The organism is Pseudoalteromonas sp. SANK 73390 (assembly GCF_054966645.1).
In genome coordinates, this window is record NZ_ARPN01000183.1 from 1 (window position 1) to 15,659 (window position 15,659).

Genomic DNA, 15,659 nt, shown 5'->3' on the forward strand with positions numbered 1-15,659 from the left:
GTTCAACAGACCCTAGACATTCAAACAGACAAGAGGATGCTATGACTATAAAAATAACATTTCGCGATACGCTCATTGCAACGCTAATCACCGTCGCAATTGGCTGTGGCGGTTCAGCTAATTCAGAACAACAACAGCCCATAAAAATACCGCAAACTGCAACACCATTACCCGATGATGTAGGCAATGGCAGTATCGTAATTAATGACAGCACTTTTTCAAGCCCACAAAAAACAGCTCGATTTTTGCACCAAGCCACATTTGGTGCAACTTTAACACAAATAGAACAACTCACACATACACCTGCAGCTGACTGGTTTAAAGCACAATTAACACAACCAGCAAGCTTTTTGCTGCCAATCGTAAAAAAGCATCAGTTACTTTATCGTATGGAAGATATCAATGCTTATAGCCCTTTTTATTTAGAATCAACGAGTATCGCTTTTTGGCAAAATGCGATTCTCGGTGAAGATCAGCTACGTCAACGCATGGCATATGCATTGTCGCAAATATTGGTCGTATCAAATGGGGCCGGTGATGAACTGAGCGAGCACCCTGAAATGGTGGCAAGCTTTCAAGACATATTAATCAGACATGCATTTGGTAACTACCGAACACTTTTAGAAGATATCACCTACTCTCCAGCTATGGGCTATTATCTCACTTATCTGGGCAACCAAAAAGGTAATGCTGAAAAAGGCACTGTACCCGATGAAAACTATGCCCGAGAGTTACTACAATTGTTTACATTAGGTTTAGTCGCATTAAACCAAGATGGTTCGCCAGTGCTTGATAGTAGCGGGCATGCTCAAGAACTTTATAGCAACGAAGATATCACCGGGCTTGCACGAGTATTCACAGGCCTCAACTATGATGAAGACAGCGCTGAACAGGACGATATGTTTTACAATGCCGTCTTTTCATTACCCATGACCACCTTACCTGAACAACACTCCACTAAAGAAAAACCTTTTTTAGGCTTAACTATTCCCGCGAATACGGATGCTACAACTTCCATTGATATGGCACTGGATCACATATTCGCGCACCCTAATTTAGGCCCTTTTATTGCAAAACAGCTCATTCAGCGCTTTACGAGTTCTAACCCTACACCAAAATATATTGCACGCGCAGCAACGGCATTTAATACGGGCAAATTCCAATTACCAGATGATGCTATCATTGGTGATGGCCGACGAGGCTCTCTAAGTGCAACACTTGCTGCTATTTTGTTTGATAGTGAAGCGCGTAATGTGGCTACAGCTCAAGGAGCAAAGATCAGAGAACCTATTTTACGCTTCACTCAGTGGGCGCGCACTTTTAAAATACAAAACATTACACCACAATTTCAACCACAGTTATGGGATACCAGCTATGTAAGCCGCTTAGCTCAACACCCTTATCGCGCACCTAGCGTATTTAACTTCTACCGCCCAGGATACAAAGCCCCAGGCTCAATCACGGCAAGTAATAATCTTGTGGCACCAGAACTTGAAATAACTAACGCAAGTACCATTGCAGGCTATACCAATTTTATGACGCATTATATTTTTGGCTTTCAACAAGCGCCTGACTTAGAAGAGATGATTGAACTGCTTGAAGAAACCAATATTGAAGTAAATCCAGATGATGTAATAAATAGCTTTTTAGCCACTTATCAAGATGAGTTAAATATTGCCCATGATCTAGATAAGCTCATAGCACACCTTGATTTTTTGTTAACTGCCAACCAAATGTCAGCATCAAGCAAATCGCTAATGAAAAAAATATTGCGTGAAGTGCCCATTGACGAAGAAGACGATTACTTACCTCGTGTACAAATGGCAATATTGTTAACTATGACCAGCCCCGATTATCTGGTGCAAAAGTAGGAGTAGAACCCATGAATAGACGTTCTTTTATAAAGGCAAGCAGCGCTTCTATTGCTGCCACTTCATTTTTAAGTTTGGGTCAAGCATTGGCTAATACAAAAATTAATAATAATGAGGACTATAAAGCTATTGTGTGTGTCTTTTTATACGGTGGAATGGATAATCACGACACACTGATCCCGTTTGATGAACCTAGCTACAGTAAATGGGCTGGCATTAGAAGCGAACTATTGCAGCATTACACTGTAAAGCGAAACAGAGAAAACTTACTTGCACTGAATACTCCTGCGCGTTTTGCCCCTAGAAAGTTTGCTTTGCCCCCAGAGTTTAAACAAGTTGCTAGCCTCTATCAACAGGGTAAGTTGTCAATTATTGGCAATGTCGGGCCACTGCTAGAACCAACCAATGCCAACGCAATTGAGTCAGATTTAGCTAAGTTACCTCTGAGATTATTTTCGCATAACGATCAGCAATCAACTTGGATGTCTGGCTCAACTGAAGGCGCACAGTTTGGCTGGGCTGGTAAACTTAACGATGCGCTCATAAATCAAACTGGACAAGCACCTACTACTTTCTCGGCGATTACAACTACTGGCTCTGGGCTGCTGATCACCGGAGATAAAACGCAGCCTTATCATGTGAGTAATGGGCAAGCTGCCAACATCAATATCTACGAAGAATTTGATAATTCAACATTGTTAAAACAACACTTTAGCGCAATGCCAAATCAAAGTGACAATTTACTTGAACAAGACATTGCCATTAAAATGAAGCAATCGTTTGAGAGTAATGAACAATTTAATGACGCTTTAGCCAGTAGCTCAATAAACCTTCCTCCTTTCCCTGCAACTGCAATTGCAAAACAGTTAGAAACGGTGAGTAAAACTATTGCCATACGTGAACAGCTGGGTGAAAAACGGCAAGTATTTGTCGTCGCAATGGGCGGTTTTGACACGCATTCAGGACAGGCTAAAACGTTACCCCAGTTACAATCTGCAATGGATGGCGCTATGTCAGCTTTTGACAGTGCAATGCAAAGTCTAGGGTTATCCGACAACGTGACATTGTTCACAGCATCAGATTTTGGCCGTACATTAACGGTTAATGGTGATGGTACCGATCATGGTTGGGGAGCACACCATTTTATCATGGGCGGCGCTGTAAACGGCGGTACAATTTTTGGAGACGTACCTGAGCCGTCATTAAACCATGCTTTAGATGCAGGCCATGGACGCTTAATTCCCACCATATCTGTTGATCAGTACGCTGCAAGTTTAGGCGCTTGGCTCGGTGTTGAGCAAAGCACACTGAGTAACATTTTTCCCAATTTGAACAAATTTGGGGCTCTACCCAACTTGTTCAAGTAACTGCACCCTAGTGCAAAATTGTTAGCGAACCAAACCACCATCATGGTGGTTTTTTGTTCATCTACAAACGCTATCATATGCACGCTTCTGTGTTCACAAAACTATCGTATTTAACCAGAAATTAAGCAAACAAGCCAAAATAAGAAAGTGCAGTAAATTGCTGATCTGTGTAATTAGTCTACGCTTTACATAAAGCTGAGCATGTCTAATTAAAATGGTTCGCTGTTCAGGTTAATTGTAGTTTGTAATGTGCTAGGTAAAAATCAAAATAACCGCCTCGTATTGCATGTTTATAAGGAATAACCATGTTTTCAGTTAGTGAAGCACCTATCAGAATTTTACTGGTTGATGATGACGCAAATCAAATTACCATACTACATCAAGTACTTAAGCCATTAGGTCAAGTTTTCTTTGAGCAAAACGGTGTTAAAGCTTGTGAGCAAGCTTTAAAAATTATCCCCGATGTCATTTTACTTGATATTGAAATGCCTGGTTTTAATGGCTATCAAGTACTCGAAAAACTCAAATGTGATCACAAAACTGCCAATATTCCTGTTATTTTTATTACTGCATATAACTCTGTTGACGATCAACTTCGCTGTTTAAGAAGCGGTGCAGTTGATTTTATTATAAAACCTTTGCAGCCAGAGCTAGTAGCTGCAAGAGTTAGCACGCAACTAAAATTAAAAGATAGAGAAAGAAAGCTACTCGAAGTAAGCCAACATGCGCGTGTTACTTTAGAGTCGATTGGTGATGCCGTTATTACTACTAATATCGATGGCCAAGTCACATACATGAACCCTACTGCTGAATTAATTACCGGCATTACACTCAATGAGGCTAAACATAAACCAATAGAACAGGTGATGCCCCTGCGCCTTGGTAATGATGGACCTGCGCATATCAACCCAATACGAGTGGCTATTGCTGAGCACCGCATTGTAGGCATGGTACTCAACTGCCAAATGAAATCTCAAAATAACCAGTGGATTCACGTAGAAGACAGTGCTGCACCACTGATTTCACAAGCGGGTAAAACTATTGGCGCAGTCATTGTATTTAATGACGTGAACGAGTCGCAAGCAATGGCATTAAAGATGTCACATGCACTGCAATACGATCAACTCACCAAGCTCCCCAATCGTTTCTTACTGATGGATAAGCTAAAAGATAAAATATCCGAATCACAAAACAGTGGCTCTAAGTTAGGCTTAATGCTGCTTGATATTGACCGCTTTAAATTAATTAACGAAGAGTTTGGCTTTGATTTTGGCGATATACTGCTTAAAAAATTAGCTCAACAAATTAAATCTCAGCTAACTAAACATGAAACACTCAGTAGACATACCGCTGACGAATTTATTGTGTTAGTACCAAATTTAGAAACACCCAGTCATCTTGCAAGTTTAGCGATACAAATTCAAGAACATATATTGAAATTTATGACGCGTCACCCCGAAGTGCATAATTTTTCCATTAGTATTGGCTTAAGTATTTTTCCCGAGGATGCATGCGATGCGCAGTCACTTATGTTGCACGCTGACGCGGCATTACATCGAGCTAAAAAAGACGCCTCACACGGTCGGCTCTGCTTTTATTCTCAAGAAATGGAATCTGTTTATACGTCACGACGCAAACGATATATTCAGTTAAAAAATGCGATTGCCAAACACTTAGTTGTCCCCTTGTATCAACCCATTATTTGTGCCAAAACTGGGCACTTACAAGCTGTTGAAGCACTGATGCGAATTAAAGATGAAAATGGCAATATGATCCCACCAAGTGAGTTTATTACGCTAGCTGAAGAAACCGAGCTTATTATACCGCTGGGTGAACTTATGATAAACCTTGTCTTTGATCAGCAGATAAAGTGGCTAAATCAAGGGTTACATATTCGGGTTTGTATTAATATTTCGCCGATTCAGTTCCTTGACCCGAGTTTTTTACCTTTTATTCTCAGTGTAATGGACCAAAAGGCAATAAACCCCAATATGGTTGAGCTCGAACTGACCGAAAGTTTAATGCTAGAAAATTTAACTCAGATAAAGAGCGATATGGACCGACTCAGAAAACTGGGCACTTCAATTTCAATCGATGATTTTGGTACTGGGTATAGCTGTTTAAGCTATTTGAGAGACCTACCCGTCGACTCACTTAAAATTGATAAGTCATTTGTTGCTCAATTAAACATAGACAACCCCGATGAAGTACTTGTAAAAACAATCTCTACTCTTGCCCAAAGTATGAAACTATCTTCTATTGCTGAGGGCGTAGAATCGCAGTTTCAAGCTCAACGCCTTCAAGAATTGGGCGTGCCTTTATTACAAGGCTACTATTTTTCAAAGCCGGTTACAGCCGATCAAATTCAAACTAGGTACTTGATATGACGATAAAGTGGCAAATGCTTTTAAGTCGAACAACTTGGTGGTTGCCTTTTACCATCGGTTTTTTTATTACAGTAAGTGCCGCATGGCTATTACATAAGCAAAATGAATATGAACTCACGGCCTACTCCCAAATAATAGCAAGCGAGATCACAGATAATATTAACAAACGGTTTCGGTACTATGAATATGGATTAAGTGGCACTCGAGCTGCAATACTTGCCGTGGGTGTAAATAATCTATCTCGAGAACAGTTTGAAAACTACATTAATAGCCGAGATATTGAGCTAGAGTTTCCTGGCTTATTGGGCTTGGGTTTTATTGAGCGTGTACCCAAATCGCAAGAGCGCCAATTTTTAATACAAGCAAGAGCTGACGGCGCACCTAATTTTACAATTAAAACACTCAATGCGCATAGCACTGATAGATTTATCATCAAATATATCTACCCAGAATACAATAACGTTCAAGCAGTTGGCCTTGATATTGGCTCTGAGCGTAACCGCAGGGAGGCTGCATTAGCGGCCGCTAGAAATAACCAACCCCATTTGACACTACCGATTACTCTGGTGCAAGCAAATAATAAGCCTCAAAAGGGCGTACTCATTATGCTGCCTATCTACAATAAACTAGAGACAATGTTGACACCTAATTCGCAAGAGGCGTCTACGATAGGTTGGGTATACTCCCCTTTGGTTATCGATCAAGTCTTAGCGCCAATTAGTCAAACTGTGCCTGAGGTCCTCTTTACCCTAACAGATACCCGCTCTAACACTGCTTTTTACGAGTCTAATGACCAAGACGTTACGCCATACTCAAAGCACACCATAACATCGACTATTTCAATTATGGGCCAGCACTGGGCTTTGTCGGTAACGCCAAACGCAAAAGCACTCAAAGCAATCGATAATTGGAATATTCAGCAGGTACTTATTATCGGTTTAAGCGCCACTTTGCTCTTTAGCTTAATTTTGAGCTTAGTACATCCGCAAATTATAGCCGAACAAAACAGCCCCGAGAGGCTCACTGGGCTTGCTAGCATTACTGCCTACATAAAAAGCGCGGTGTTTTGTAAAACATGGCCGCCAACATTAATACTAATAGTCCTATTGTTTATGACGTCTTGTTGGTTTATTACTGAGCGACAATTAAGTGATGTTAAACAACAGTTAGTGCAAGTCAATAAACAAGCACTCAATTTGTTTTCTCAAGAAGCTAAAAAGTATCATCGCGGCGTGCTATTTTTAGCAAATACCGTCTCTTCTGTCATGCTCAATTTACCGCAGCCGGATGCCCAATTAAGTATCAATGCAAGGGCACGTTTAGCCGATGTGTTCAAAGCCTATATGTTAGCAACACCGAGTGTTCATCAAGTACGATTTATTGCGGCCAGTGAAATTTGGCGTGAATCGGTAAAAGTTCAGCGATTTACAGATACATTAAGAACATTCGATGGGGTTACATTACAAAGCAAAAAAGGAGAACCTTATATTACCCAGTCGGTTAAACTAGGTGCTAATAACGTTTATGTTTCAGCGATTAACTTAAATAGAGAAGTGGGCCAAATCGAATACCCCGCCAGACCTGTGTGGCGTTTTGCGACGGTTATAGAAAACGAAGACGGTGACCCACTGGGTATTGTAGTCATTAACGTCAGTGCCGCCCCTTTACTTAACATGGCCTCTAAAAACACATCTAGCGGTATTGAAACTTATATTTTGAATGCCTATAACCAATTTTTATCTCATCCAACCTCAACCCGAACTTTTGCATTTGAACTCAATGAGTCATTCAAGTGGGAAGATGAATTTAGCAGGACAGCTTGGTCTTCAGCCACTGATATACTTGGGCTGCGCACTTTAAGCGGCCAGTTTGGCAACGTATGGGCTAAAAAAAGTCACTTTCTGCATGACAAGTCACTCGAACCCCAAGCGTTAAATATTCACTCAACCGTACCTCAGTTTCCTATTATTAAAGACCTATTGTTACAATTTGTGCTAGTTCTTAGCGGTTTAACAGGCGTTGCATTAATTAGTGCGATAATACAATTTTGGGGTTGGCGCAACGCGCAATCTAAACACAGAGAACAGTGGCTGAGCAAACAACAATCTCAACGTGGCAAAGAAGTGGCGCGCTTTAAAGCTCTATTAGACTCGGCGCCTGATGCCACACTGGTCACTGATAGCAACGGAACGATACAAATGGCCAACGCTCAAGCAGTCAAGCTATTTGGTTATCACCGCGAAGACCTTGAAGGGTCTTCTATTAACGTGCTTATTCCAAAAAAATACCGTGATGCTCATAACCATCACCTCGCACAATTTAGTGAACAGCCACAAACACGTACCATGGCGCAAAATAGAGAGTTGTGGGCTATTGACGCAATGGGTAACGAGCTTCCCGTAGAGGTAAGCTTAGGAGGTGTTAGGCTTGATGAACAATTGCTGATCACCGCCTCAATCAGAAGTATTAGCGAGCGTCTGGCAATTGAAGAACAGCTTCGAAACGCATTATTAACAGCAGAAAAAGCCACAGAAGCCAAAAGTGTATTTTTAGCTAACACCAGCCATGAAATTCGCACGCCACTCAACGCAATTATTGGCCTAACCCACTTACTTATCGAAGAGCCGCTAAGTGATGAGCACTTAAAACTGGTGGAAAAAATACAAATGTCAGGCAAGTCATTACTCGGGATTGTAAACGATGTTTTAGACTTATCTAAAATTGAAGCCAATGAGATGAAAATTGAAAGTAGCCCAGTTGCACTCACTGAGCTACTAGAAGAAATTAGCAGCATTTTCTTGGTTCAATCACAAACCAAAGGGTTAAATTTCAGCCTTAACATTCACCCCGATTTACCACGCTGGGTTGTAACAGACAGTACACGGTTGCGACAAATATTAGTGAACTTGCTTGGTAACGCGATTAAATTTACAGAATTAGGCGACATATCATTAACCGTTGAGCCGCTATCTAGTAGCAGTGCACATAATAGTGAGCTCATTGATGTGCAGTTTAAGGTGTGTGACACTGGTATTGGCATTTCAGAGCAAGCACAAAGCAAATTGTTCAAGCCGTTCACTCAAGCTGACGATAGCACAACGCGGCGCTTTGGTGGCACAGGATTGGGGCTGTCGATTGTTTCAAAATTGGTGTCGCTTTTAGATGGTAAAATATCGGTAACCAGCAAACCAGGGCAAGGCAGTCAATTTATGGTTTGCCTACCCTTACATGTCGCCAATGAGCATCAAATAAACGCCCTACCAAATCAAAATGAATCCTTGTTTATTATCATTGCTGAAGACAACCCTGATGACGCCAAGCGCATACAAAACATTACCAAAGCACTGGGGTGGCGCTCAGAAATAGTTAAAGATGGCGAAGCACTTATTGAGAACTATACCTACCGTAAAACTAAAAAACTGCGCTTGCCTGAAGTCATGTTAGTTGACTGGAAAATGCCCAAGCTAGACGGGATAAGTGCTTTAAAGCAACTCGCTGCAATAGTTGGGCGCGAACAATTACCTACTGTGTTAATGATTTCTGCAACATCGCCACAAGATATTCGACCTCTTGACGACTTTGACCTCATTTATAATGTGTTGCAAAAACCAATCAATGCATCAGGGTTGTTTAACGCTGTAAATGATGCCGTCACTCAAAGTACGGGTAACGCACATCAGGTTCTTCAATCGACTCGCACAGATGCAATCAAAGCCAAATGGCTATCTGGAATGCATATTTTAGTTGTTGATGATAGCCAGGTAAACCTTGAAGTGGCCTCTAGTATATTAATTAAAAATGGTGCTCATGTGTATACAGCCAACAGTGGTGAGAATGCACTTTCACTGCTTAAAAGTACGCCCGAGTTATACGACACGGTATTAATGGATGTGCAAATGCCCGGTATTGACGGACTAGAGACCACCAAACTAATACGTCAATCATTGGGCTTAACAGCACTGCCTATCATTGCACTTACTGCAGGCGCTTTAGTCGAAGAAAAAGAACGTGCTTTGGCATCGGGAATGAATGACTTTCTTAGTAAACCCTTTGAACCTTCATCGTTGATAAAAACACTTAGAAGCTGTGTCGGAGAATACCGCAGTCAATTACCCCAAATTCAGCCTTTGGACTCAAAACCAGATGCCGATATTGATAATTGGCCAAAAATCGAAGGGCTAAATCAAAGTCAAGCTAAGCAATTATTACTTGGCGATGAGCAACTTTTTCTGAAAACATTGGACCGATTATTAACCGAGCATACCAACCTTATAACGCTTCCCATTGAAAATATTATGGAGGATGATCAACAGCAATATCGACTTGAGATAGCAGCCCAAGTACACAAGCTCAGAAGCGCCGCAGGTACGGTAGGTGCACAACAACTGCATACTCTTGCTTCAGAAGCAGAAAATTCACTACAAAAAGACTTAACAAGTGCCAAAGCAACGCTTATACAATTAATTGCAAGCCTCAAACAATTAGAACAGGCCAGTAATGAGACACTATCTAAATGGCGTGCGTCACAGCTAGATAATATCGTCAATGCCAGTGCAAACAGTTCAGCCTCATTAACTCACGAAACTACACAACAAATATTGCTATTGCTGCAAGAACAAGACTTAGCTGCACTGGATGAAATAGAGCAACACAGTGCGTTGCTGTACGATGCATTAGGCAAAGCACAGTTCGCACTGTTACAAAAATACCTAGAAGAATTAAACTACCAAGAATTAATCACCATTATAAGTACTTTAGCTGGTGAAATAGAGGAACCCACATGAGCGATTTAAACTGGCAGGGAAAACCGCCTGAGATACTCATTATAGATGATGACAGCTCGGTTGTTATCACGCTCAATAAGGTGTTACGTAAGGTCGGTCGTATCCGCTTTGCACCAGACGCCGCCCATGCTTTTATATCAATGAGCAAATATCGACCCGACCTCATTTTGTTAGATATGAACCTACCCGACCTTGATGGGTTACAAATATGCGCCAAAATAAAAAATGACGCTAATACATCGGATATCCCCGTGCTGTTTATTACCAGTCAAACAGGCCACAATTTTGAAGAAAAAGTATTTGATGCTGGCGGGGCTGACTTCATCGTTAAGCCACTTAATCCTAGAGTCGTCGCTTCACGCGTGCTAACACACTTAAATTATCATAATGCAATTAGATTACTTAAAAGTCAGGCTAATACTGATAGCCTCACTAATTTAGCGAATAGGCGCATTTTTGACGAGCAGTTAAGTGTTGAATTTCGCCGCGCTCGTCGACAAAACGAATCGATTACTATTGCCATGATAGACATCGATGAATTTAAAAAATATAACGACCAATTTGGCCACATTGCAGGTGATGATTGCCTAAAAAGTATTGCACTTTTAATACAAAAAAGTGCACACCGCCCTGGCGACTTAGCAGCTCGATATGGCGGAGAAGAATTCGCCCTAATTTTACCCTGCACGGATACAAGCGCTGCCAGTGACTTTATAGCAAGGCTTATGGAAAAAGTAAGAGGATTGCAACTTGCACATGCTGATGACTCCACACATCAATATGTTACTATTTCTGTTGGCTATTGCACGCTGGCTTCTCACAATGCCAATATTCTTAAGTTGAATGAATGGCTGCTGGTTGAAGCTGCAGATTCCGCCTTATATGAATCTAAACAAGCAGGCAGAAACACCGTGACGTGTAAAAGCCTGTGCTTACAACCTGTACATTCGCCCCATTAAAATGAATTACACTTGGTTTTTTAACCTTGATGCCAACAATGCTTTAACGCACAACAAGGCTAGGGCGTGTTGATCTTTTAGGTATGAACTTTATTCAACCCTTTGGGCGCTTTTGCTACGTTTTAACCTGACTTATATAGAATAACTATGTACAACGCAGGTTCTGGCTTGGGAAAACACTCGAATGACTGATCTAAGAACACACAGCAAAGATCAACACACCCTAGTTTACACAAGGAAAAGTACGTATAATCACGGCCCTCTATTTTATTGAATAAATCAGTCAGTGACATTGACGAAGTGCGGGTGCCAATAATGAGTCAAATAGACGCGAAACAAAAAAGTCTTGAATTTAATAAACTGCAGAAACGTTTAAGAAAAAACGTTGGAAATGCCATTGTTGATTACAATATGATTGAAAATAATGATGTTGTTATGGCATGTATTAGCGGTGGTAAAGATTCATTTGCGATGTTAGATATTTTACTGAGCCTGCAAAAGTCCGCCCCCGTAAAGTTTGACGTTATTGCTGTAAACTTAGATCAAAAACAACCTGGTTTCCCAGAGCATATTTTACCAGATTATTTTGAAACTCTTGATATTCCTTACTATATCGTAGATAAAGATACCTACTCGGTGGTAAAAGAAAAAGTACCAGAAGGTAAAACAACCTGTGGCTTATGTTCTAGGTTAAGACGCGGCACGTTGTATTCATTTGCAGAGAAAATTGGTGCAACTAAAATAGCACTAGGCCACCACTTAGACGATATTGTAGAAACTTTGTTTTTAAATATGTTTCACGGCTCTAGAATGAAAGCAATGCCGCCAAAGTTACGCTCAGATGATGAAAGAAATATCGTCATCAGGCCTCTTGCTTATTGCCGAGAAAAAGATCTCATCACGTTTTCTGAGTATCAAAACTACCCTATTATTCCTTGTAACTTATGTGGTTCGCAAGAGAACCTACAACGACAATCTATCAAAGCCATGTTAACTGATTGGGATACAACAACCCCTGGTCGTGTAGAGAGCGTTTTTAAGTCAATTCAGAATGTAAGTCCGAGTCAGCTGGCAGATAGAGCACTATTTGATTTCAATAGCTTACCTTTGGACAGAGAAGGTGAACGTGCAGAGTATGAATTTAGTGAAGCAGTGATATCATCTACCAATATCGACGAATCATTATTTATTGATGTTACCAACGTCTAAACGCCAGTGTTTGTAGCACTTGCTATACAGTTAAGAGCCTCAATATTCCCAAGCTTAATGTGATAACTAAGCTTGGGGGCCATTTACTTTTCAATCCAAGGGGTCACCTGCTCAATTTGCATGTTGGTATGATGACTTAACAATGTCTCATTCTGAGTTTGCCAAGACTCGCTGACCTCAAACGTACATATATTTTCACTACACTGAACTTGTTCATTAACGAAATTAATTGGGCCATTAAACACAACCTTCACCCCTTTTTGCTCTGGTAATAAAAAGCTCATTAATTTGCTAATAAAAAAGCCAGACAAATCAGATAGCAACTCGTCAAACTCGATGTGAAGCTGATATAAATCAGCGGTGTTCAGGTTTTCAATACTAAAGTGCTCGGCCTCAATCTGAAACTTAAGTTGGCAGTCATGTTTAGGGTTTTTCGGCTCAATTACGACAATTGCCTTGTCTTTATCTAATTGCTTATCATAAGGCAGTAACAGTTGCGCGTCAGGTGTGAAAGTTAATGGAGCGCTGGAGTTTTCAGTAATAATCTCACCCTTAGCAATTTGGCAAGGTGCTAGGGTTGCAATATCAACCACATAAAAATTAACACGAGCGAACTCAAAATTGCCTTTTTCGAGTACTTTTAAGCGATCAAAAAAACCATCGTAAGATACTACAAACTCTTTAGCGCTTAGAGTGCCACAAAGACTCAGCAATACCAGTGCAAAAGCAATCCTCTTATTTGGCATCAAAGTAGTCCTTATTGTGACGGATCATATCGTTGAGTTCTTCCACATAGGCATCTCCGCGTTCGGAATATGCAATAAGCCCCTGTGTTAGAACTGTTGCTTCAATCGGCAGTTTTTGCGCTCTTAACTGCGCTCGTTTTTCACGTAATTGGCTATAAGCATCATGCGTATTAATATTTCGAAAATAAGACTTAACTGCCGCACGTACAGATTTAAATGCAGCAACTTCGTGGGCGGCATCAGAGTCTCTGTGTTTTGGCACCATACCGCACCCTTTTTTATAGCACCATTGACCAAAAAAATTCAGACCAATACGTGCAAAACGAGATGTGCCCCAAGCTGACTCATTGGCAGCTTGCATCAGCGCCAGCTCTTTAGGAATAATATCAACATGCATTAACGCTTCTTGCAAAGAGGCAACAGATAATGTGCTGCTGTCTAAGCGATAATAGTTAAAAATTGTATTTATTTTCCTAAGCTGAGCTTTCGTTAAATTCTCATCAACCTGTAACATCATCAACGCAATTTCCAAAGTTGCACGATGCTGTTTTATAGACTTATTTTCTGCCACAACATGGGGCTTTATAAAATCAAAAAAACGCTTTTTCTTTTCTTTAACATCATTAATACTGGCAAACGCTGGTAGCTTTACATTATGAAGTGGCTTTTCAACCACTTTTAACTTGGTTGGTTGCTTGTGCTGCACATCGCCTTGTGAGGTTAGCGGTGATGTCGTTTGATATAAAAAGGGATAACTTAATGCCCATATAGAGACTAAGAATATAACTAATTTTATAATTCTGCTTTGCATGCATTTCCTCTTGGGTTGTGTGCCAGCCAACTCCATTTATTTGGACTGTAAGTTACCGAGCCAGCTTGCTAGTATCGGTATACAAGCACACAACGTTATATTTTTACGTATAAATCAACGATAGATTATACTTAAACTGATAATTAAACGCGAATTTCTGTTTATTTCACAAGTTAAAGTATAGCCCATGGCCCAGTTCAATACGGAGCAACAATGCAAACAGTTTGGCAACAACGCTTATCTCAGCAACATAAACACCGTCCAAATGACAATCGGTCGCCATGGCAAGTTGACCGTTCAAGAATTATTCATGCTGCCGCGTTTCGTCGCTTACAAGCTAAAACACAGATTATGAGTATCGGTGTTAACGACTTTTATCGAACCCGTTTAACACACTCACTGGAAGTTTCGCAAATAGGTAGTGGCTTGCTAAGGCATTTAAAAATCCAAAACCCAGAGTTTTTGCACTTCCCATCAACCAGTTTGATAGAAACGTTATGCTTGGCACATGATATTGGTCATCCACCATTCGGCCACGGCGGAGAGACAGCTCTCAATTATCTAATGAAAGATAACGGGGGCTTTGAGGGCAACGCACAAACGTTAAGGATCGTCTCAAAACTCGAACCTTACAGCAAAGGGTTTGGCATGAATTTAACCCGTCGTACATTATTAGGGTTTGTTAAGTACCCAGCCATTATCGACACAATGTGGTTTAACAAGCCCATACACGACAAAAATCAACGCTTTATTAAAGCAAACGATTGGCTGCCAGTAAAAGGTATTTATCGGTGCGATCAAGACGTATTTAATTGGATTATTTCGCCCTTTTCTAAAACTGACCAATCTTTATTACAACAGCACCAAGCTATTGACAAGTATCGTTGCAAAACACAGTTTAAATCTTTGGATTGCGCAATTATGGAGTTGGCAGATGATATTGCCTATGCTGTGCATGACTTGGAAGATGCCATAGCGACAGATACTCTAACCCATGCTGATTGGACACAGTATGCTGAACCTAAACTAGCAGCGCTTTGCTCTCCTTGGCTCAAGCAAAACCTATCCCAGCTCACCCAACGACTTTTTTCAAGAGATGAAGCATTACGTAAAGATGCCATTGGTGAATTAGTGAACTTATTTATCGTCCACAGTGCCTTAACAACTCAAAGCCCTGACTTTGAATCTCCATTACTAAGATACAGTGTTACATTAGAGACTGAGTTCGCCCAAATACTGAGCATTTTAAAAGTGTTTGTGTTTGAGCGTCTGATAAGAGAACCAAAAATGCAGCAAATTGAGTTTAGTGGGCAAAATCTTCTCATTGACTTATTTCGAGCATTGGCCAGCGATCCAATAAGGCTACTGCCTTATACAGCACAAGAACAATATCAACTTGCTCAGACTGAAAACATGCAGATGCGCATACTGGCAGATTATTTAAGCGCAATGACAGATGAGCATGCACGCAGAACCCACAAACGATTGTTTGCAAGTGAATAAAAAGAAAAACGCCAAGTAATAT

At 40.8% G+C, this 15,659-nt stretch carries 9 protein-coding genes; 7 read left to right on the plus strand and 2 right to left on the minus strand.

The window, feature by feature from the left end; genetic code table 11:
* The 6 genes from SANK73390_RS20015 to ttcA form a co-directional block, all read left to right on the plus strand.
* Positions 1-1,871: DUF1800 domain-containing protein (locus tag SANK73390_RS20015; protein ID WP_462768105.1), on the plus strand; the 1,871-nt coding region annotated here is incomplete at its 5' end.
* An 11-nt stretch (positions 1,872-1,882) separates the two neighbouring features.
* Positions 1,883-3,238, plus strand: coding sequence for a DUF1501 domain-containing protein (locus tag SANK73390_RS20020; protein WP_462768106.1), 1,356 nt, complete (start codon positions 1,883-1,885; stop codon positions 3,236-3,238).
* A gap of 305 nt (positions 3,239-3,543) precedes the next feature.
* The gene (locus SANK73390_RS20025) at positions 3,544-5,625 is read left to right on the plus strand and encodes a two-component system response regulator (protein ID WP_462768107.1); all 2,082 of its coding nucleotides are present in this window, start codon (positions 3,544-3,546) and stop codon (positions 5,623-5,625) included.
* On the plus strand, positions 5,622-10,409 hold the full coding sequence (locus SANK73390_RS20030; protein ID WP_462768108.1) for a CHASE domain-containing protein: 4,788 nt from the start codon (positions 5,622-5,624) through the stop codon (positions 10,407-10,409). The genes SANK73390_RS20025 and SANK73390_RS20030 overlap by 4 nt, the downstream gene beginning before the upstream one ends.
* Positions 10,406-11,368, plus strand: coding sequence for a diguanylate cyclase (locus SANK73390_RS20035; protein ID WP_462768109.1), 963 nt, complete (start codon positions 10,406-10,408; stop codon positions 11,366-11,368). The genes SANK73390_RS20030 and SANK73390_RS20035 overlap by 4 nt, the downstream gene beginning before the upstream one ends.
* A gap of 315 nt (positions 11,369-11,683) precedes the next feature.
* The gene (gene ttcA / locus SANK73390_RS20040; protein WP_462768110.1) at positions 11,684-12,577 is read left to right on the plus strand and encodes a tRNA 2-thiocytidine(32) synthetase TtcA; all 894 of its coding nucleotides are present in this window, start codon (positions 11,684-11,686) and stop codon (positions 12,575-12,577) included.
* Between the two features lie 83 nt (positions 12,578-12,660).
* Here ttcA and SANK73390_RS20045 read toward each other — a convergent pair whose 3' ends face one another.
* Together SANK73390_RS20045 and SANK73390_RS20050 are read right to left on the minus strand one after the other, a co-directional pair.
* Entirely contained in the window at positions 12,661-13,323 is a 663-nt protein-coding gene (locus SANK73390_RS20045) for a DUF2987 domain-containing protein (RefSeq protein WP_462768111.1), read from the minus strand.
* Positions 13,313-14,134 carry a glucosaminidase domain-containing protein gene (locus SANK73390_RS20050; protein ID WP_462768112.1) on the minus strand — a complete coding sequence of 274 codons (822 nt, stop codon included), beginning with the start codon at positions 14,132-14,134 and terminating at the stop codon, positions 13,313-13,315. Before SANK73390_RS20050 ends, SANK73390_RS20045 begins: the two co-directional genes overlap by 11 nt.
* A 213-nt stretch (positions 14,135-14,347) precedes the next feature.
* Here SANK73390_RS20050 and SANK73390_RS20055 point away from each other — a divergent pair, with 213 nt between their 5' ends.
* On the plus strand, positions 14,348-15,637 hold the full coding sequence (locus SANK73390_RS20055; protein ID WP_462768113.1) for an anti-phage deoxyguanosine triphosphatase: 1,290 nt from the start codon (positions 14,348-14,350) through the stop codon (positions 15,635-15,637).
* Positions 15,638-15,659 lie beyond the last annotated feature (22 nt).